Annotated in this window: 22 protein-coding genes; 14 read left to right on the forward strand and 8 right to left on the reverse strand. The window is 32.9% G+C overall.

The features are described 5' to 3' along the window. Positions 1-81: 81 nt before the first annotated feature. The 4 genes from MHH85_RS07855 (at position 82) to MHH85_RS07870 (ending at position 2,437) form a co-directional block, all read left to right on the forward strand. The gene (locus MHH85_RS07855) at positions 82-552 is read left to right on the forward strand and encodes a hypothetical protein (RefSeq protein WP_340706568.1); all 471 of its coding nucleotides are present in this window, start codon (positions 82-84) and stop codon (positions 550-552) included. A 10-nt stretch (positions 553-562) separates the two neighbouring features. Then, a complete protein-coding gene (locus MHH85_RS07860; protein ID WP_340706569.1) occupies positions 563-685 on the forward strand; it encodes a hypothetical protein in 123 nt (40 codons plus the stop codon). A 319-nt stretch (positions 686-1,004) separates the two neighbouring features. After that, positions 1,005-1,547 (forward strand): hypothetical protein, encoded by a 543-nt coding sequence (locus tag MHH85_RS07865; protein ID WP_340706570.1) that lies wholly within the window; start codon positions 1,005-1,007, stop codon positions 1,545-1,547. Positions 1,548-1,714: 167 nt separating this feature from the next. Beyond that, entirely contained in the window at positions 1,715-2,437 is a 723-nt protein-coding gene (locus MHH85_RS07870) for a nucleotidyltransferase domain-containing protein (protein ID WP_340706571.1), read from the forward strand. A 100-nt stretch (positions 2,438-2,537) separates the two neighbouring features. On the opposite strand, the gene MHH85_RS07875 is transcribed toward MHH85_RS07870, so the two are convergent. Together MHH85_RS07875 and MHH85_RS07880 are read right to left on the reverse strand one after the other, a co-directional pair. Further along, on the reverse strand, positions 2,538-2,960 hold the full coding sequence (locus tag MHH85_RS07875; RefSeq protein ID WP_340706572.1) for a DUF4395 domain-containing protein: 423 nt from the start codon (positions 2,958-2,960) through the stop codon (positions 2,538-2,540). 120 nt (positions 2,961-3,080) lie between these two features. Beyond that, the gene (locus MHH85_RS07880) at positions 3,081-3,482 is read right to left on the reverse strand and encodes a hypothetical protein (protein WP_053415656.1); all 402 of its coding nucleotides are present in this window, start codon (positions 3,480-3,482) and stop codon (positions 3,081-3,083) included. Between the two features lie 375 nt (positions 3,483-3,857). Here MHH85_RS07880 and MHH85_RS07885 point away from each other — a divergent pair, with 375 nt between their 5' ends. Together MHH85_RS07885 and MHH85_RS07890 are read left to right on the forward strand one after the other, a co-directional pair. Next, positions 3,858-4,514 carry a DUF4085 family protein gene (locus tag MHH85_RS07885; RefSeq protein WP_340706573.1) on the forward strand — a complete coding sequence of 219 codons (657 nt, stop codon included), beginning with the start codon at positions 3,858-3,860 and terminating at the stop codon, positions 4,512-4,514. A gap of 212 nt (positions 4,515-4,726) precedes the next feature. Further along, positions 4,727-5,107, forward strand: a complete 381-nt coding sequence (locus MHH85_RS07890; RefSeq protein WP_340706574.1) for a hypothetical protein — start codon at positions 4,727-4,729, stop codon at positions 5,105-5,107. A 65-nt stretch (positions 5,108-5,172) separates the two neighbouring features. Here the strand turns inward: MHH85_RS07890 and MHH85_RS07895 are convergent, their stop codons facing one another. From MHH85_RS07895 to MHH85_RS07915, 5 genes are all read right to left on the reverse strand, one after another. Continuing rightward, positions 5,173-6,084, reverse strand: a complete 912-nt coding sequence (locus MHH85_RS07895; protein ID WP_340706575.1) for an ABC transporter ATP-binding protein — start codon at positions 6,082-6,084, stop codon at positions 5,173-5,175. Beyond that, complete coding sequence (locus MHH85_RS07900; protein ID WP_340706576.1) at positions 6,059-7,132, reverse strand: ABC transporter ATP-binding protein; 1,074 nt, start codon at positions 7,130-7,132, stop codon at positions 6,059-6,061. Before MHH85_RS07900 ends, MHH85_RS07895 begins: the two co-directional genes overlap by 26 nt. A 14-nt stretch (positions 7,133-7,146) precedes the next feature. Beyond that, positions 7,147-8,088 (reverse strand): ABC transporter permease, encoded by a 942-nt coding sequence (locus MHH85_RS07905; RefSeq protein ID WP_340706577.1) that lies wholly within the window; start codon positions 8,086-8,088, stop codon positions 7,147-7,149. Next, positions 8,088-9,017, reverse strand: coding sequence for an ABC transporter permease (locus MHH85_RS07910; RefSeq protein WP_193739875.1), 930 nt, complete (start codon positions 9,015-9,017; stop codon positions 8,088-8,090). The genes MHH85_RS07905 and MHH85_RS07910 overlap by 1 nt, the downstream gene beginning before the upstream one ends. A 133-nt stretch (positions 9,018-9,150) precedes the next feature. Then, positions 9,151-10,809, reverse strand: coding sequence for a peptide ABC transporter substrate-binding protein (locus MHH85_RS07915; protein ID WP_340706578.1), 1,659 nt, complete (start codon positions 10,807-10,809; stop codon positions 9,151-9,153). Positions 10,810-11,647: 838 nt separating this feature from the next. Here MHH85_RS07915 and MHH85_RS07920 point away from each other — a divergent pair. The 4 genes from MHH85_RS07920 (at position 11,648) to MHH85_RS07935 (ending at position 16,329) form a co-directional block, all read left to right on the forward strand. Then, positions 11,648-11,890, forward strand: coding sequence for a hypothetical protein (locus tag MHH85_RS07920; RefSeq protein WP_340706579.1), 243 nt, complete (start codon positions 11,648-11,650; stop codon positions 11,888-11,890). Positions 11,891-12,230: 340 nt separating this feature from the next. Then, complete coding sequence (locus tag MHH85_RS07925; RefSeq protein WP_340706580.1) at positions 12,231-13,916, forward strand: methyl-accepting chemotaxis protein; 1,686 nt, start codon at positions 12,231-12,233, stop codon at positions 13,914-13,916. 228 nt (positions 13,917-14,144) lie between these two features. Then, positions 14,145-15,848 (forward strand): methyl-accepting chemotaxis protein, encoded by a 1,704-nt coding sequence (locus MHH85_RS07930; protein ID WP_340706581.1) that lies wholly within the window; start codon positions 14,145-14,147, stop codon positions 15,846-15,848. Between the two features lie 64 nt (positions 15,849-15,912). Continuing rightward, positions 15,913-16,329: a hypothetical protein gene (locus tag MHH85_RS07935; protein ID WP_340706582.1), complete on the forward strand. Its 417-nt coding sequence runs from the start codon at positions 15,913-15,915 to the stop codon at positions 16,327-16,329. Positions 16,330-16,361: 32 nt separating this feature from the next. Here the strand turns inward: MHH85_RS07935 and MHH85_RS07940 are convergent, their stop codons facing one another. Beyond that, on the reverse strand, positions 16,362-16,583 hold the full coding sequence (locus MHH85_RS07940; protein ID WP_340706583.1) for a hypothetical protein: 222 nt from the start codon (positions 16,581-16,583) through the stop codon (positions 16,362-16,364). A 130-nt stretch (positions 16,584-16,713) separates the two neighbouring features. Between MHH85_RS07940 and MHH85_RS07945 the strand changes: the two genes are divergently transcribed. The 4 genes from MHH85_RS07945 (at position 16,714) to MHH85_RS07960 (ending at position 19,258) form a co-directional block, all read left to right on the forward strand. After that, complete coding sequence (locus MHH85_RS07945) at positions 16,714-17,532, forward strand: Cof-type HAD-IIB family hydrolase (RefSeq protein ID WP_340706584.1); 819 nt, start codon at positions 16,714-16,716, stop codon at positions 17,530-17,532. Positions 17,533-17,635: 103 nt separating this feature from the next. Then, entirely contained in the window at positions 17,636-17,869 is a 234-nt protein-coding gene (locus MHH85_RS07950) for a hypothetical protein (RefSeq protein WP_340706585.1), read from the forward strand. A 157-nt stretch (positions 17,870-18,026) separates the two neighbouring features. Then, positions 18,027-18,833 (forward strand): hypothetical protein, encoded by an 807-nt coding sequence (locus tag MHH85_RS07955; protein WP_340706586.1) that lies wholly within the window; start codon positions 18,027-18,029, stop codon positions 18,831-18,833. 275 nt (positions 18,834-19,108) lie between these two features. Continuing rightward, complete coding sequence (locus tag MHH85_RS07960; RefSeq protein WP_157059160.1) at positions 19,109-19,258, forward strand: hypothetical protein; 150 nt, start codon at positions 19,109-19,111, stop codon at positions 19,256-19,258. The last annotated feature ends 233 nt before the right edge of the window (positions 19,259-19,491 follow it).

A 19,491-nucleotide genomic window follows, 5' to 3' on the forward strand; every position in this document is an offset into this window, starting at 1 on the left:
TTATAAAGAAAAATGAAATGCGTATTGTTAGAATGGTGAAAGAAAATGCTGTACCTATTTATTTTGAATGGAGTGAGAGAATTGAAAAAGAAGATGTTACCAATAACATCAATAATATTATTGATAATAGCAGTATATTTTTACATTGGATCAAGGCCTTATTTGTTTATAGATTATTTAGGAAGATTAACAGCAATACCTATTGTTTTATTAATGGGATTGGGCATCTATTACATATCACAACGTCAAGAGAATCAATATTATCGCATTAGTTCTCGCTTATCTATTTCCAGTATCATCATCGTCCTTTTATTAATTATCAGCTTTAAATTGTATAAGCCATTATATACACTTGCTGATGCAGAAGTGAAGGTCGCTGACAAATATGGTGTAAAAGTAATAACAGAAAAGAGTGGTAAAACAATTTATAACACTGATGCCTTTGCATTCCACACAGATTGCTATTTGATTGTTGGTCGACAGGGCGAAAAAGAAAATCGCATTTTGTTTTATCCATACTCTGGTGAAATGGCTAAAATAGAAAACGAATAGGAGTGATACTTTGAACAAAATACATATCGTTTATGGAGACTCGAGGTTAATAACTAACTGTATATTTGAAGTAAAAGGGGATACAAGTGCAATGTACTTATATAGCGTAAAATTAAAGGCTGCCTTCATGTAAAATGAGGCAGTTTTTTTATTGATATACATAATAGAAGAAAAGGAAAAATGTAGACAAATAAGGAGTAGAAAGTAAAAAATGTGGCATAACTATATACAACAGGTAATTCTTAGAGCTTCAGACAAAATATATTGGAATTATTGGATAGAGGATTAAAAAAATTAGAAAAAGGTGACACTTAAATATAAGAGTAAGTTTAAATTGTTACTATACAAAGTTTTTTAGTAATAATGAATAATTCTTACAGTTTTAAAATGATTAAAATAATACATTAGTATTAGAAATATTTAAAATTAAAGATAACTTTAGGAGGCATTTCATGCGCAAATTTACTAAGCAAAAAATTCTTTTATTTCTCTCAGTATTAATGGCAGGTTCTATATTAATAACAGGGTGTAGTAGTGATAAGACAGCCAAGAAGGTTGAAACTATTGGGGTTGTTGCTGAGGCTGATGCAAAAGTTTCAAATGACTTTAAGAAAAGCGTAGAAGCAGTATTAAAAGTGGAATTGCCAACATCTAAAGAAGAAATACACAGTGTTGTAAATAGCGTTGTTAATGATGATTCCTATTTAAAGAATGCAGATAATCGAGAAAAATTTCTAAAATTAGCAAATCAGCAATTGACTTATTTGAAAACTGTCGAAATATCTCCTAAGACTGAAGCCGAAAAAGAAATTTTTCATGCCTTCAATAACTATATCGGTTATCAAAAAGGTATATACAAAAGCTTGGTATCATATGCAGATGAGCAAGATAAATTTTATATGACTACTTATGTTACGAATAAAAGCATGTCTGAGAAGTATTTGAAAAGTTTAGAAGAGACTTTAGACAAATATAATGTATCTATAAAAAAGTAAATAAGGTTTCTTGAAAAGACGGTTTACTCATTTTTGAGTATTAATCGTTTTTTTTTGACTTTGTTATTGGAATATTTTTATTTTTGGAATTTTTTCTAGTAGTTTAATCGTTTATTAGTTAATATGGAATTTAATATAAAAATTTTATTTGAACAGAGGTGATGATAATGGGGGATTTGAAGAGATTAAGTCCAATTGCAGCAGCACATCAATTTATCAAAAAGTATTTTCCAAATTGTCAAGGAGCGGTGTTGGCCGGAAGTATTGTCAGAGGAGAGGGAACAGATACATCTGACCTTGACATAGTCGTATTTGATAGCAGTCTAAATTCAAGTTATAGAGAGTCGTTGATCGAATTTGGTTGGCCAATAGAAGTTTTTGTACATAATTTAACGTCTTACAAATACTTTTTTGAACTCGACTACAAAGCTGCTAAGCCTTCTATGCAAAGGATGTTATGGGAAGGGATTATATTAAAAGATGAAGGTATTATACAATCAATAAAGCTAGAAGCCAAAGAGATATTAGATAAAGGACCTGAAAGATGGTCAGAAGAAATCATTACGACAAAGCGTTATTTTATAACAGATGTATTAGATGATTTTATAGGTTGTAAAAATCGTGCAGAAGAAATCTTTATTGCTAACGCATTAGCAGAGCTTATTCATGAATTTGTGTTAAGAACTAATGTTCAGTGGATAGGATCTTCAAAATGGATAATTCGAGCATTAAAGAACTATGATGAAAAGTTTACCGAGAAATTTGTTGATGCATTTGATACGTATTATAAAACGGCTGAGAAAAGTAAAGTAATTCATTTATGTGAAATGGTAATTGAACCTTATGGTGGTCGTCTATTTGATGGCTTTTCGATGGGAAAAGCTAAGTAAAATCATTAATTAAAGAATGAAATTAAGCCATAGAAAGAGACCGCTTTAAAGTGGTCTCTTTCTATGGCGCATTTATCATAAATAATCATTTTTCATAAGATTAAGTTTTACTGATTCGATACTTAAATTGTTTGAGTTGAAAAAGAATAAAGCAACCGATACAAAACCCTAATATAGCTATAAAAGAAGCAACAGCGACCATGATCGTAAATGTATATGCAAGTACTGACCAATTAGCCAAATAGCCAATTAAGCCAAGAAATAAGCAAGCAATAGCTATACATGAATTAAACTTTTGTTGGCCAACATCTTCAGGTATATAAGCAGAAGGTTCTTTTTTCAAAAATTGACGAGCAAATTTCATAATGGGATTATAATTAAAAATCAAACCAAGTAAATTTGCCAATAAAGGAATGGCTAGAATCCAAGGCTGACCTGTAATCCAAGTTAAAATAACGCTTAAAAGTATAGTCCATTGATTTACACGAACTAATGGTCTTGGAATAAAAGGAACGGTACTCAAACTGAAAACCAACCTTTCTTATTGGAATAATATTATTTTATACGAAATTGTTTAATTTGTGAAGACAAAACTACAATTAAAAGGAAAAAGCTGCACCAAAAGGGTAGCAGCTTTACAAAATTAATATTGATATTTCTTTGTGTCTGTAATGATTTTAAAGTGAATACCTTTTATTTCCTTCGTAATTTCCTCTTTTACATCATCCAGATTGACAAGTTTATTCGACCCTACATAAGTTGAAAGCTCATCCATTAGGCGATCAAATGAATTTGAAAATAGACTACGCATTGCATCGAAGTCTAAGTTTCGGAAGCTTCCATCAATCTCGTAAGCTTCAATTGAATTCATTTGTTTTGAAGCACCCGCAAAGCGATCATCATACACCGTGTATGTTTCATCAGAAAAGGCTACGATATATAATTCTTCACCCGTAATCGTATGTAATTCAATATTGTTCTTATGTTTTTTGACATCTGTAATGCTGTGAATACCTTCTGTGTGTTTAATGTTAAATAAGCTCATATAAAAACCCCCTACAGATTAAAACCATATTGGATATAGTCGAATGACACTCCCAATAAAGTTACTTTTATCATATCACAATTACCTGATATTTGAATTTGTCCATTATAAATTACTCAATATAATATCACTATTTTGTGAACGTTTTAAATAATGATTTTACATTATTACCAAATTTTAATAAATTTTATATTTACAAGGAAAATAAAGGATGTATAATAATATATGTAAATATAAAATAGAATTATAGACACCTCGTTAGTCTATATAATAACCCCAGAATTTACCCATATCTTTTTTTAGCTTTATCAATCACTTTATCTATGTTTTTTTCACAAGTTTATAAAAGATGTACTAATGGAAGGGACTGGATTTATGAAATATTTTACAAAACAGTGGTTTGAAGAAAATCAGTTATCTAATTATTTATTTTTCCTTGTTACCATGGGCGATTGGGAGGAGGAAAAAGCTTATTATAGAGAGTATGGCATAGATTTAGAACATGAAAGAAAAATGGAATTACAACGTGATCGAGATAAGTTGTTAAAATTTTTACCTGAAGAGTTCCATCCATATGTATTAGATGGCTCTATTATCGAAGGGGCCACAAGTAATAAGTTGCGAAGCATGGCAAAAAACTGGCTGGAGCATTTTGATGATTTGACCAATAAAAAATTCGAAAGCAGTGCAGCAGATTTTATTGCAGCTAAAAGTAAACTTTCTAAAACCGTAAGTGATCTATTTGATAGCTCATTCCATGACGCAATAATCCAATCAATAGAAAGATATTCTGACCAAACATGTACAATTAAGTTGAATTTAGAAAATACGTATCATGAAACGGATATGTTAACGATTACTTTTATTGGTGTTAGTGAATTTACTAGTACCGCACAAGTCAGAGAAGGCTCTTGGTGGTTGTACGAAGAGATATCGATAGTTGACGGCGGTTTTAGACTAAGTGTTTTATTTGATAGCCCATTAGCTGATTTTTCTATCGTTGCTAAAGATGTTGTAATTGAATCTAAATAGAAAATAAGAATAGGCGCATGGCATTGAACTATAACGATGCTGTACGTCTTTTTTGATGATAATATTGTGAAAAACAAAGATCCATATGAAGTACGAATTGAGATTATGAATTTCATACTTCTAGATATAGAATAATTCACCAATGGTCGCAAATAATTTAATATCAATTGGTTGAATTTGATATACTAGAAGAAAAATAGGAGATAGCTGTCATGTCCTTTTTAACAACGAAACATATTTTTATATTAAGTGGATTAACTTTACTATTTGTAATGGAATATTTCTCACAATTGGAGATATTTTCAGTGATTCCGAAAAAACCGATCGTAATCTTAATATTAATATTACTTGTCATTAGTTTTTTGCCGACAAAACAATCGAACAGTAATGCATTAGACGAATTTAAGTGGGATGCTTTTTTAGTAGGTTATATCATTTTTACAATAATTGTGATGCAACTGCTCGGTGGTGAATCATCAAGTGGTATTAGCTTCAATAATGGGTTTGTTTGGCTCGTATTACTTATCACTGTTTGGGAATTACGCTCAAAATGGCGTAAAGTGAAGCAGGGAACAGCTGTGAATGAAAACTAGTACTATTGCTACTAACATAATGAAAAACCACCGTTCATATAATGAGCGGTGGCTTTTTCGTATTATTAAGTATTTTGCCATTTCTTTACGGATGCAGCTGTACCATAAACGAAATGTTTGTCAGCAATTTCATAAAATGAAGCGCTTTCATCTAGTTCTTCGTGTACATAAGGAATTCGTGTACGTTTTGATTCTGATATTGGATCTGGTAATGGTATAGCTGAGAGTAGTGATTTCGTATATGGATGGACAGGCGAATGATAGATATCATCTGCTAAACCAATTTCAACAATTTTCCCGCGGTACATAACTGCTATACGGTCACTAATATATTTCACCATAGAAAGATCATGAGCAATGAATAAATAAGTTAAATTAAATTCTTTTTGTAACTGTTTTAATAAGTTTACAACTTGTGCTTGAATCGATACATCAAGTGCAGAAATCGGTTCATCTGCTATGATAAAGCTTGGATTTAAACTCAACGCACGAGCAATACCAATCCGTTGTCGTTGTCCTCCAGAAAATTCATGAGCATAGCGATTTGCATGCTCTCTATTTAAACCAACAGCTTCTAGTAAAGATTCTACTTTTTCGCGGCGTTCTTTTTTGTTCTTATAAAGACCATGAATATCAAAGCCTTCACTAATAATTTCGCCAGCTTTCATTCTAGGATTCAGTGAAGCATATGGATCTTGGAAAATCATTTGCATTTGGCGGTTAAATTGCTTCATTTCGTTTACTGATTTACTACTATGAACATCTTTGCCATTAAAGATAATTTGTCCATCGGTTATATCATATAGGCGAATAATAGAGCGGCCAGTTGTAGATTTACCACAGCCAGATTCTCCTACTAGACCAAGAGTTTCACCTTCATAAATGTCGAAGCTAATGCCATCAACAGCTTTTACTGGCTCTTTTGAAGAACCGAAATATTGAGTTAAGTTTTTAATTTCTAATAGTTTTTTCGCCATATAGCACATTCTCCTTTCCTAAATAGCCTTCAATTCGTTTTGCTACAGCTTCAGGAATTGGAATTTTAGGTGCATCAGGATGCAATAGCCATGTTTTAGCGAAATGCGTTTCACTAACTTGGAACATAGGTGGTTCTTTTTCATAATCAATTGCCAAAGCAAACTCATTGCGAGCTGCAAATGCATCCCCTTTAGGAGGATTAGTTAAATCAGGTGGTGATCCTGGAATAGTTCGTAATAATTCATCTGAATTACTATCAATATCTGGCATAGAACCGAGTAATCCCCATGTGTATGGATGTTTAGGATTATAGAAAATTTCATTTACAGTGCCATATTCAACAATTTGTCCAGCATACATTACTGCCACTCGATCAGCGACATTGGCAACAACACCTAAATCATGTGTGATGAAGATAATCGATGTATTACTCGTTTCTTGAATTTCCTTCATAAGTTCTAAAATTTGTGCTTGGATTGTTACGTCAAGAGCAGTTGTCGGTTCATCAGCAATTAATAGTTTAGGCTCTGCAGCTAGGGCAATAGCAATCACAACACGTTGTCGCATACCACCAGAAAATTCGTGCGGAAACTGTTTATAGCGTTTTTCAGGCATTGGGATTCCTACTTGATCTAATAATTTGATTGCGCGTTTTTTTGCATCAGACTTTGAAACATTCTTATGTTTTAAAATGACTTCAGTAATTTGTCTACCGACACGCATAGTTGGATTCAATGATGTCATAGGATCCTGGAAAATCATAGAGATATCATTGCCTCGTACTTTAGACATTTCTTTATCTGATAGGGGGATTAAATCACGACCGTTAAAGATGATTTCACCAGACTCATAAATACCAGGAGGTTCTGGAATCAGTTTCATCAAGGCATTACTTGTAACACTTTTACCCGAGCCAGATTCGCCTACTATGGCAAGTGTTTCTCCGGCATGTAATTCAAAATTTACACCGCGGACAGCTTGTACGACACCCGCAAACGTTTTAAAATGGATTCTTAAATCTTTTACTTGTAAAATTGGTTCACTCATTCTGTTCAACCTCCTTATTTACGTAATTTTGGATCTAGTGCATCGCGCAAGCCATCGCCAACTGCATTAAAAGCAAAAATAGTAGTACAAATCATTATCGCAGGGAAAATTAGTCTCCAAGGCGCATTTGTAATAGCATTGTTTCCTTCAGAAGCCATTGTACCCCAGCTTGCTATTGGTGCTGATACACCTAAGCCAAGATAACTTAAGAAAGATTCTGTAAAAATAGCAGTTGGAATAGTTAATGTCATTGTGACTAAAATAGCGCCTAATGCATTTGGAATTAAGTGTTTAATGATTAAATGTTTCGTATTAGCTCCAAGTGTACGTGAAGCTAAGACATATTCTTGGTTTTTAATGGATAGTACTTCACCACGAACTATTCGAGCCATATTAATCCATCCAGTGACAGAAAGTGCGATAATCATCGGTATCAAACCATTTCCAAAAGCTCCATTTCCTAAAACTACTGATAACACGATTACAACAAGTAAATAAGGGACTGCAGTTAGAACATCTGCAATACGCATCATAATATTATCTACACGTTCTCCAGCTAGACCTGAAATACTACCCCACAATACCCCAATAATTAAATCAATAACAGCAGCTGTTATACCAATGAACAAAGAAATTCTTGCACCTTCCCAAACACGGACAAATACATCTCTTCCTAAATCATCTGTACCAAACCAATTTGCTGCTGATGGAGCTTTATTGTATATTCCTAGTTGTTCACTATAACTATATTGTGAAAATACGGGTACAAAAATAGCCATTAATAAAATAATCATAAGTGCTATTAAACCGAATATAGCTAATTTATTGTGAGCAAATCGGATGAAGACCTCTTTCCAAAAAGAAACAGATTTCTTTGCTAGCTTTTCATTTTCATCATGTCTTCCACCGACAATTTCAAACATTTCTTTTTCGATTTTTTCTAATTGTTGTGGCATTATTTTTTCGCCCCTCTCAGCTTAATACGTGGATCGATAATACCGTATAAAATATCTACGATAAATACCGCAAGTAAAAGGATGATAGAGTAGAACACGGTAGTTCCCATAATAACTGTGTAATCACGATTCGAAATACTTGTAACGAAGTGTTTACCAAGTCCTGGAATTGCGAAAATTTGTTCTACTATAAAACTTCCCGTCACAACACCAGCTGTTAAAGGTCCAATATATGTAACGACAGGCAACAGGGCATTACGTAATGTATGTCGGAATACGATTGTCCATTTGCCAATTCCTTTTGCTCGGGCCATTTTGACATAATCACTATTATTTTGCTCAAGCATACTGGATCGTGTAAGTTTGGCGATGTAACCCATATGTGTCAAGGCAATGGCGAACGCAGGTAAAATACTATAGATAAATCCTTTCCAACCACTGATTGGGAACCATCCTAGTTTAAAAGCAATGAAATACTGCATTAAACCAGCCAATACAAAGGACGGGATTGATATTCCTAGAACGGCAATTGTAGTGGCTAAATAGTCAGGAAAACGATTGTGGTAAAGTGCTGAAATGACACCTAAAAGTATGCCTAGTCCCACAGCAAGTAGCATGGCTTCAATTCCCAATGTTAAAGAGATAGGGAATCCTTCTGAAATCATATCATTTGTAGAACGCATTTTATATTTCATTGATTCACCAAAATCGAATGTAGCTGAATCGATTAGATAATCTTTATATTGGATATACCAAGGATTATCTAAACCATACTTTGCATCTAATTGTTTCTCAATTTGAGGTGGAAAACTACGCTCACTTGCAAATGGACTTCCTGGAGCCAATCTCATTAAAAAGAATGTCGCAGAAATAATGACAAAAAGAGCAAGCAAAATGTACATTAGTCTTTTTAAAATGTATTTAATCACATGAAACTCCTCCTTTTTTTCTTAGAGTTTAGTTGAAAAAAAGCTGTCTCATAAGCCGAATAAACGACTATGAGGCAGCTCTTTGCTGTTGATAGAATATCTAACAGTTTATCCAGCGTGTACTGCGTGCGTACTATTCAGTGATATCTGCTCTTTTAAGCTGGACATTACCGATTGGGTCAGGTTCCATACCTGTTACAGTATCCTTTTTAACAAAAAGGCTAGTGTAGTAGTAGATAGGTGCAACCGGGAATTCTCCCATTGCAATTCCTTCAGCTTCTTTTAAAATTTCAAGACGCTTTGCAGGGTCTTTTTCAGCTACTGATTTTTTCATCAAATCTTTGTACTTAGGATTTTCCCATCCAGTATCATTGTTGCCGTTATCAGCAGTAGAGTACATTTCTAGGAATGTGTAAGGATCTCGATAGTCAGCGATCCAACCCATACGTCCTACTTCATAATCTAGGTTTGTTAACTTATCTAAAAATACTTGCCACTCAGCGTTATCAATTTTTACTTTGATTCCTAAGTTTTTACTCCAGCCTTCTTGGATGAACTGTGCAATCGCATTATGTGCTTCACTTGTATTAATTGAAATGCCGATTTCAATGTCAGATGCTTTTTTTATACCAAGCTCTTTCATACCAGCTTTAAGTGCAGCTTTTGCACCTTCAATATCATTATCTTTGATATAGCCACGGTCTTCTTCAAAACCAGCAACAGCAGTAGGAACCATGCCTAAAGCAGGTGTCTGTTCGCCTTTAGTTACATTAGTAATTAATTCTTCACGGTTAATAGCTAATGTTAAAGCTTTACGGATATTAGCATTTTTCGTGTATTTCCCTTTAGTGTTTAATTTGTACCAATAAACACCAGCTAATGGTTGAATTGTTAATTGGTTGCTCTTTTTGAACTCATCAATTGAATCCAGTGCAACGGTTTGGAACGGAGAACCTAAATAATCAATTTCACCAGCTTTAAACATACTTACAGCAGTAGGTTCTTTTTCAACCATGCCAATATTTACTTCGTCTAATTTAACATTTGCAACATCCCAATAATCAGCATTTTTTTCTAATTTTAGAGAGGCATCATGTTGCCATTCAGCTAATTTGAATGGACCATTTGTAACGTAGTTTTCACCAGCATCTGCGTACCATTCTTTGTTTGCTTCAGCTACCTTTTTATTAATAGGCATATAAGTTTGGAATGCTGTTAACTCAAGGAAGTAAGGAGTAGGATTTGCTAAAGTAACTTCCAATGTTTTATCATCTACAACTTTAATAGCAATGTCATCAGCAGAACCTTTACCAAGATTAAATTCTTCAGCACCTTTAATAGGGTAAAGTTGAGATGCATATTCAGATGTATTAGCTGGATCTAAAGCCCATTTCCAAGCGTATTCAAAATCACCTGCAACAACAGCATCACCATTTGTCCATTTAGCATCACGTAATTTAAACGTGTAAGTCAATTGGTCATCGCTAATTTGAATATCTTCAGCCAATGCTTTTTCATATTTTGCATCTTTATCAAGTCTAGTTAAACCTTCAAAAAGACTTAATAAAATATTCCCAGAAGTTGTATCAGTAGCCAACTGCGGATTCATTGCAGGTGGTTCAGAAGCAATCACTAAATTTAAAGCTTTTTTCTTTTCTTGCACTTCATTTCCAGTGCCTTTATCACCTTCATCTTTTTCCTTAGCTGTTTCTCCCCCAAAATTACATGCAGCTAAGATCAATGAAATGATTGCTAAAAGAGTAAACAGTACGTACTTTTTCTTTTTAGCCATTTAAATCCCCCTTATCTAAAATAATAAGCCCTTGTGAAAAGCTTAATTTCAATATAACAAAAAAAGAATTCCATAGAAACAAATAAAATCCATTTATATATTTTATTAGGGTAATAACTTTTTAATAGTAACATTGGTAGATTTAGTGCGTTGAATTATCAAAGTGAGTTTGTGGTATTTTTATGATAATAAAAATAGTAATTTAATATATTTGAAAGAAAAATACTAACGTGGATATTTATTATGTTATCAATATAATAAAAAATATAATTTCAGAATATTAAAAATAGTTCGAAATAACTATGTAACATATTACTGAATTTTCTCTATATTTCTCTATATTTCTACATTAATATACTTTTTTCGTAAACTACTTACTCCTTAAATTATATGTTTCAAAGTATTTTTTTATGAATTAATGTATAATTTCAGATTTAACGCCAGCTTTTATGTTGTTATTATTAAAAATAGAGTTCCATTTTGGTTAATACAAAACTTTTAGTCTAACTATTACTGATCTGTATACGAAAATGATGGATTAGTTAAGTGCGATTCTAAATATAACTACTGTATAAGTTTCTATATTGGAGATGATAAAATTGTCCAAGTTACCTACACCTATAGTGATTTTAAGATAAGGTGGAGGTCAATTTATTGATTTTCTTGTATCGAGCAGTTATATTGAACGATGGGTTTACACAAAAGAGAATCAAAATGTAAGAATGTGTAATGAAGGAACTACGAAAAAGGGCAACAATCAAAAATGGTCCATTGCGTATTTTAAGCGCAATGGACCGTTACTTTTAAACATGCAATTAAATGTGGAAGTGGTGGGAATATGAATAATCATAAAGTAATGATCGTTGACTTTGTACATAATGGACCTCAAACGTGCTTTGTAAAATTCTCTGGTTACGATGATGAATTGAAAAGAGAATTTACTGGGATGGTGCGTTTTGTAGGGGAATTACCCTATGGAGATGTCATTCATCCTGCAAAAAGTGAGCTTTCAAATAGCTGTAGAGAGTTTCTGAAAAATTATTTAATACAACGATATAATGAAGGAGTATTTCATGAATAGAAAATGAAGGCTAAAAAAGAGCTATTATATATGAAGAGATTTATAAACTTACTATGTATAGCTTTTAAATTAAGATAACAGAATATTACTATTAAAATTAAATAGAAACAATTACCAATGAAAAATTTAACTTATTTATAATTCAAAAGATTCAGTTATAGTCCTTCTAGTTTAAAAAAAATTAAATAACATAACCAATTGTTGGTTCATTTGAATCAGTAATTATGACTAATCATAATGCTATAGTTATGTTGGTGATATACATAGAAATCGACAATTTAAGTCGAGTTCTTGTATATTAATATGTTCACTTAATTTTGGGATGCGAGGGGTTAGACAAATGTCTATTCAAAAGAAAATTAGTTTAGGCTTTATTACAATGATTGTCATGATGTTAGTGATTTTAGTATTTAACTATAATCGTTTATCAACAGTTGAAGATGCTTTCGATGAAGTAACGAAAGATCGTTTTGAAAAAATCCAATTAGCGAATGATATTCAATTCAATCTTGCTGCGCAAGGTTTGTATTTACGTTCTTATTTAATAGAAGGTAATGATACAGAAAAAAGGAATTTACAAAATTATCAGCAAAAGCTTAATCAATCAATAAGTGATTTAAAGAGTAAAGAAATGTCGGATAAAATGCATACATATATGTCTGATATCAATGCAAATAAAGAAAAATTTGATAAATCTGCAGATTTGGTCATTTCAGAATATGAAAAAGGCAATAAAGACGTTGCTTATAAAGAAATGACAGAAGTTGGTTCGGTAGCAAATGGAAAGATTCTAGAATCTGCTATTGAAATTATGGATTTTCAGCAAAAAGAATTAGATGAAGCGAATGAAGGTGTTCATAAAATAGCAGAACAAGCTATGCGTCTAGCAAGTATCATCTCATTACTTAGCATCATTCTAGCAATTTTCTTCATCGTATTTATTAAGAAAACAGTTGTTAATCCTTTAATGGCAATTGTAAAAGGTTCTAATCTAATTGCAACTGGAGATTTAACACATTCGGATTTTGATGTTAAGAGTAAAGATGAAGTCGGTCAATTAGCAGTATCCTTCAATCAAATGAAGCGCTATTTAAAAGAATTGATCACTAGTATTTCAGATAATACGAGTCAATTAAGTGCTGCGATTGAAGAGCTATCAGCAAGCACTACTGAAGTTTCACAAGCAGCAGAAGGAGTGTCAAATAGTGTTGAACAAACTTCTAAAGGATCTGTCGATTCTGTTGAAATAGCGAAGGATAGCGCAATTGCTATGCAAGAAACAGCAATCGGTGTTGGGCGAATTGCTGAAGCTTCGCAACTATTATTTGATCATGCTGTCGATACTACAAAAATAGCAAGTGATGGAACAAAGATTTTAGAAGTTGCAAAACAGCAAATGCATGTCATTTCAAATTCGACAAACGAAACAAATGAGCTAATACAAAAGCTAACGACACAAACGGTTGAGATTCAAGAAATGACAAAAGTGATTACAGATATTACAGATCAAACGAATTTACTAGCATTGAATGCTGCAATCGAAGCGGCACGTGCAGGGGAGCATGGTAAAGGATTTGCTGTAGTGGCAGAAGAAGTACGTAAACTAGCTGAAGGATCAAAAGGGTCTGCATCACAAATTGTTCATTTAACGCAAACAATCCAAAATGATACAAAAACCGTTGCAGCTTCAGTAGAAGAAGGACTTAAGAATGTCAGCCAAGGTGTTTACGTAATTGATAATGCGAGTGAGTCATTTGGTCATATTGTGAACTCAGTATCTCAAATGACAAAGCAATTAGAAGATATTACTGCAACTTCAGAACAATTATCTGCTGGAACCGAAGAAGTAACAGCATCTGTAGAAGAGATTGCGTCAAATGCAGAAATTGCTGCAACTCAATCTACCAATATTGCAAGTGCGATTGAAGAACAAAATGCAACATTGCAAGAAATAAATAGTGTTGTTCAAGAACTAAGTCAGCAAGCAGTAGCATTACAGACATTAACGCAACGTTTTAAAGTGTAAAAAAACGCAGCATTATTAAACACCTATCTCTTTTCTATGAGTGTGAGAGATAGGTGTTTTTTTATTGTCAAAATTAATTAATAAACCTACTATGATTTAATGCCTATTTACTATAATATATATAATTATCTAATAATTAGTATTATTATGAAGTTAATAAAGACCTTTATCATGCATTAAGCTCTAAAAAATAAAATTGAATAACATGACATGACAGGAGAGGTTTTTTTGAACAAACTAAAGCATATTAAAATCGGTATGAAATTCAATGTGTTACAAGTTTTTGTTATTTTGTTTTTATGCATTCTGATCACAGTAGTAGCAAAATGGGAGATTGAGAAGTCCCTGATGGAAACATTTGAAGACCGAGCAATGGAGGCATCAACTTTAGGAGGGACTATTGTAAATGACCGATTCACAGGAGATTGGACTATTAAAGGTGGAGACCTGTATAAAGGAGAGCATAATTTTACGAATGATACGGCTTTAGTCGATGAAATAGGCAAAACATTAAGTGGTGCAGTTACGATATTCAATGGAGATACACGTATTGCAACAAATATAGAAGTAGATGGTCAACGTTCTATTGGTACAAAAGCATCTGAAACTGTTGTTGATCAGGTTCTCAAGAAAGGTAATACCTATGTAGGGGTTGCAGATGTAGTTGGTGAAAAATATGTAACAGTTTATCAACCAATTAAAGACGCCTCTGGTAAAGTGATTGGCATGTGGTTTATAGGTGAACCTATTACGAAAATTAATGAAATCACGAAGAGTTTAGTGATGAAAATAGTATTGGCATTATTAGTTGGAGGTACAATTGCAATTCTTGGTAGTATTTTATTAACTAGAGCACTTGTGAGACCTATAAAACAAATAAATCTTCAGTTAAAGGAAATTGCAGAAGGTGAAGGAGATCTTACACAAGAACTTATTGTCAAAACGGAAGATGAAACAGGTGAATTAGCACATTCCTTTAATCTAATGCTAGGAAGTTTGCGTAAAATGATGAAGCAAGTGGCTGATTCCTCAGTACATGTTGCAGCAGCTTCTGAGGAATTAACAGCTAATGCTGAACAAACAACTGAAGCTACGAGTCAGATTGCGCAATCGATTCATGATATTGCGGAAGGTGCTGAGATGCAAGAAAATGGGTCACAAATTAGTTTCAAGTCAATTGAGAATGTTCGTGCTAATCTACAGAAAGTTGTAGACGAATCTACAACAGTTACACAAGTAGCGAAAGAAACAAGTCAAGAAGCATTAAACGGTAATGATACATTACAAAAAGTTATTCATCAAATGGATGTAATAAATAATGCTACTTCAAATGCTAGTCATTCTATAGACGAATTGGGCAAGCAATCAAATGAAATCGGTAATATTGTAGCTGTTATTACAGCAATCTCTGAACAAACAAATTTACTAGCTTTGAATGCTGCAATTGAAGCGGCTAGAGCGGGTGAGCATGGCAAGGGCTTTGCGGTAGTTGCAGATGAGGTTAGGAAATTAGCCGAACAGTCCAAAGTGTCTGCATCACAAATTTCTGACTTGATTTTACAAACACAAAAAGGAACAGAAAAGGCTATAAAAGCAATTGAACTTGGAACTAAGGAAACAGCTTCTGGTATGCTAGTCGTAGAAGAAACTAAACAAGGCTTTGAGAAGATCCTGCAATCGGTGGACCAAGTGACAGTGAGAATTCAAGAAGTTAATTTAATTGCAAAGAATATGTATAATGCAGTTAATAAAGTATATACATCAGTAGAAGATAACTTGAGTATTGCAAAAAACTCATCTAGTACAACGCAATTAGTTGCCTCTGCATCAGAGGAACAACTTGCTACAATGGAAGAAATCACATCATCAGCAGAAACGATGTCTAAAATGGCAGAGGAACTACAGCTTTTAGTGAGTCAATTTAAGTATTAGTTTTCTTTACCCTCTACTTTTAGTAGAGGGTTTTATTGTAATATGGAGGGAGGAGGGAAGTAAAATGACAAATGGAATTTTCATTAGCATTAAACCGCCATATTGCAAACTGATAAAATCGAGAGAAAAAGTCAATGAGTTTCGATCAAAGATCCCGAAGCTACCAGTGAAATATTTCTGGATTTATGAGTCTGCACCTAGTTCATCTTTGAAGTATTGTGCCATAGTCGATCCACCGGTTCATTTTCCGGATAAAGTAAAAGAGATTGGTAACGGTGATCAATCATTTAATGAGGGGAATTCAAAATATACATATGCCTATCCCATTTTACAATTATATGAGTTAAGTGAGGCTATTCCACTAAATATTTTAAAAGAAATGTACCAGTTTTCACCACCCCAAGGCTTTGCGTATTGTGCAAGATATCCAGCACTAGATACTTATTTGAAAAATAATGCACAATGGCGAGAGGTTTTTTAATATGAAATAAAAAAGCTAGCATATGCTAGCTTTTACTCATTTTCAACTACCCTAGTTTTTGACTTTAATCTGAATTCCTTTATTAAATAAAAGACAAAAATGATACATGCAATCATAAGCATTAAGAATACAATAGCAAGGGAGTAAGATTTATTTGCGTATTTACCCAATGCTTGATTGCCGAATAGAATTATTAATACGACGACAATGGTAATACAAAATGGATTTAACATATATGAAACAATTTTAGACATGATATAATGGAGCTCCTTTAACTAATCAATCATATGACTCAATATTATCATACTGAAGGTTGTTCTAATATTGAAAATCTATATAATTCAATTCATTATTAATAGCAAAAATGGAATAGAGGGAAAAGAAATGAGTATTCAATTAATAGCTTTAGACATGGATGGTACTACTTTAACGCCATCATTACAGTTAACAGAAAGAACTATTGAAGCAATTAGAAACATAGTTGACCGCAAAGTAGAAGTTGCTATTTGTACAGGAAGAACGCTAGATGAATTACAGGATGTCTTTCTGGATTTACCTTTTGTCAAATATGCAATCACCGGGAATGGATCAGCTGTATGGAATTTGGCAACACAACAAAAAATATACGAAGACACATTAACGTTTGAACAAACGCTACAAATTATGCAATTCCTTAAGCCGATAGATTTACGTATAGAAGCGTTTGCGGATGGTAAAGCCTATATAAGTCAACATTGTTATGATCGCCCAATAGAATACGGCGCAGGTGACTTCGCGGATTTTATAATCAAAACGCGTACTCCTGTCCCTAATATACATGATTTTATAATTGAACGAAAACTACCAATCGACAAATTTAATCTATTTTTTAAAAATGTTGAGGAACGGGCTGCAATGTGGGATCAACTAGATGAGCTTGGATACAACATTACAACATCGTTTCTGCAAAATGTTGAAGTGAACTCAAGTACTGCAAATAAGGGCAATGCATTAAGGGAATTAAGTAATTCATTGAATGTGACATTTAAAAACGTCATGGCTATAGGAGATGCCATGAATGATTTAACGATGCTAAAATTTGCTGGGTTACCAATTGCAATGGGCAATGCAGTTCCCGCTGTTAAAGAAATAGCTCAACATATTACAGATACAAACAGCAATGAAGGTGTTGCTAAAGCTTTAGAGAAATTCATATTAAAGTAATGATTAGCACTCAATGTAAATAATTGAGTGCCTTTTTGTTTAAATAGAGCTAGTATTGATATTTTGGTATAATAATAAAAAAATGTATTATAAGGAGATTAGTATGAAGCTAACGATATTCATATTGATGGGGATTATAGCTAGTTTAATCGCCTTTTTAGCGCTCGGAGATTTAGCTATAATAATCGGTTTCGGTGTTTTAATTGGTGTTTTGATTAGAGGGTTATTTATACTTAATGAAGTGAACAATAGACTGAAGAAACATGATTTTAAGTTAGATAAAGAAAAAACAGCTAAAGAGAAATATATCGAGGAAAGAGATTTGGATGTTCAATAAAATTAATGCCATCAAAAATGAAACTAAGATGTTTTAATTTTTTCATAACATCCTCGGATTAATTGCTAATATGCTAAAATAAATGGTTTAATGAACTGTAAATAGAACCAATATAAATCAAGTATTAGAAATGAAGTTATTTCATTGGAGGTGTAGTATGGAGATATTTTCACTTAGTGGACCAAGTGGAACAGGAAAAAGCTCGATTGCTCTTGAGTTTGCACATACACATCAAATCGAAGCTATTATCGATGATGGACTACTTATCATGAACGGTGAAAAGGTAGCAGGGATATCTGCGAAATTTGAGAAGTCTCCTTTTAAAGCTGTGAAACGTGCGATATTCATGGATGAAGAGCATTTAAAAGACGTTCAAGATGCAATAGATCAACATCAACCGCAGAAATTACTGCTTATTGGTACTTCCGATAAAATGACAGTGCAAATTGCTAAGAGACTTGAACGTGGGAGTATTGCTCATTTTTATTATATTAGTGATTTACGTTCCTCAGGTGAGATGAAGCTTGCGCAGTTTATACGTAAAACAGAAGGTAAGCATATTATGCCGATTCCATTGAAGCAGGTAGAACAAAATTTCTTTAAACGCTTTATACAAAAGGGTGTTGAAATTTTCACACCAAAGCGTGAAAAAATAGGAGAAACCACGATAGTTCAACCAGATTTTCATGATGAAACAATCACTATTCAAAAAAGAGCATTTACTGATTTACTGAAAATTACTTGCGACCTCAATTCTTATATTGAAAAGTCCAGCAAAATTCACTATCAGCAATTACCTTTACCATCTGTAGATATTACAGTAGCTTTAAAAGGTCCGATAGATTACTCAATACCAGATGCTATGTTGGCTTTGCAAAAAGATATCGCACATCAATTCGATACGCATTTTGACTTGGAACTAGCAGAAATACGAATAACGGTTAATCAGATACAAATGATTTGAGGTTAAAATATGAATTATAAAATATTTGAAATTTTAAGTAAATTTATTATGGTTGGTATATTTTCGATGATTTCTATTTCAGCACTAAGTATATGGTTAAAGATTATTTTTATCATTGTATTATTGCTGATTAGTTTCAAAATAGGTATTATTTTGGAAAAAAACAAGAATAAAGACTACATAATGACTATACATTTTTAAATGGATTAAAAACGGGTGAACTCGTTAGAATTCAATTGAAGAATGGTAGTCAAATAGGTCCTGCAGTATTTTTGATGAATCATTATAAATTGGGGAGTGTATCAGTTACACTTGCACCTTATTATAATGATCCAGATCGCTTTCATGAATTAGGTAAAACGAAAGAAGTTAAACTTCGGAAAATAGATTCAATTGAATTTATAGATTGGGAACTAGCTGAGTGAAAGCTACTGAAATTTTATATGCACGCAGTGTTACAAAAAAGAATTTAGGTGAGTATGTTGATTTGAATAGTATTAAATATATTTTGTTGAATGCTATTTGGATGCCCACTTTCATATTTTTTATGTTAATGAAACAGGAAAATGGACTTTCTTTACGGTCTATCTTCATAGGCTGTTTTTACTTAATCGTCTTTATGATCGCAATGATACAAGGAGCCAGAATCAAGCCTTTG

It is taken from the genome of Viridibacillus sp. FSL E2-0187 (assembly GCF_038006425.1).
GTDB lineage: Bacteria > Bacillota > Bacilli > Bacillales_A > Planococcaceae > Viridibacillus > Viridibacillus arvi.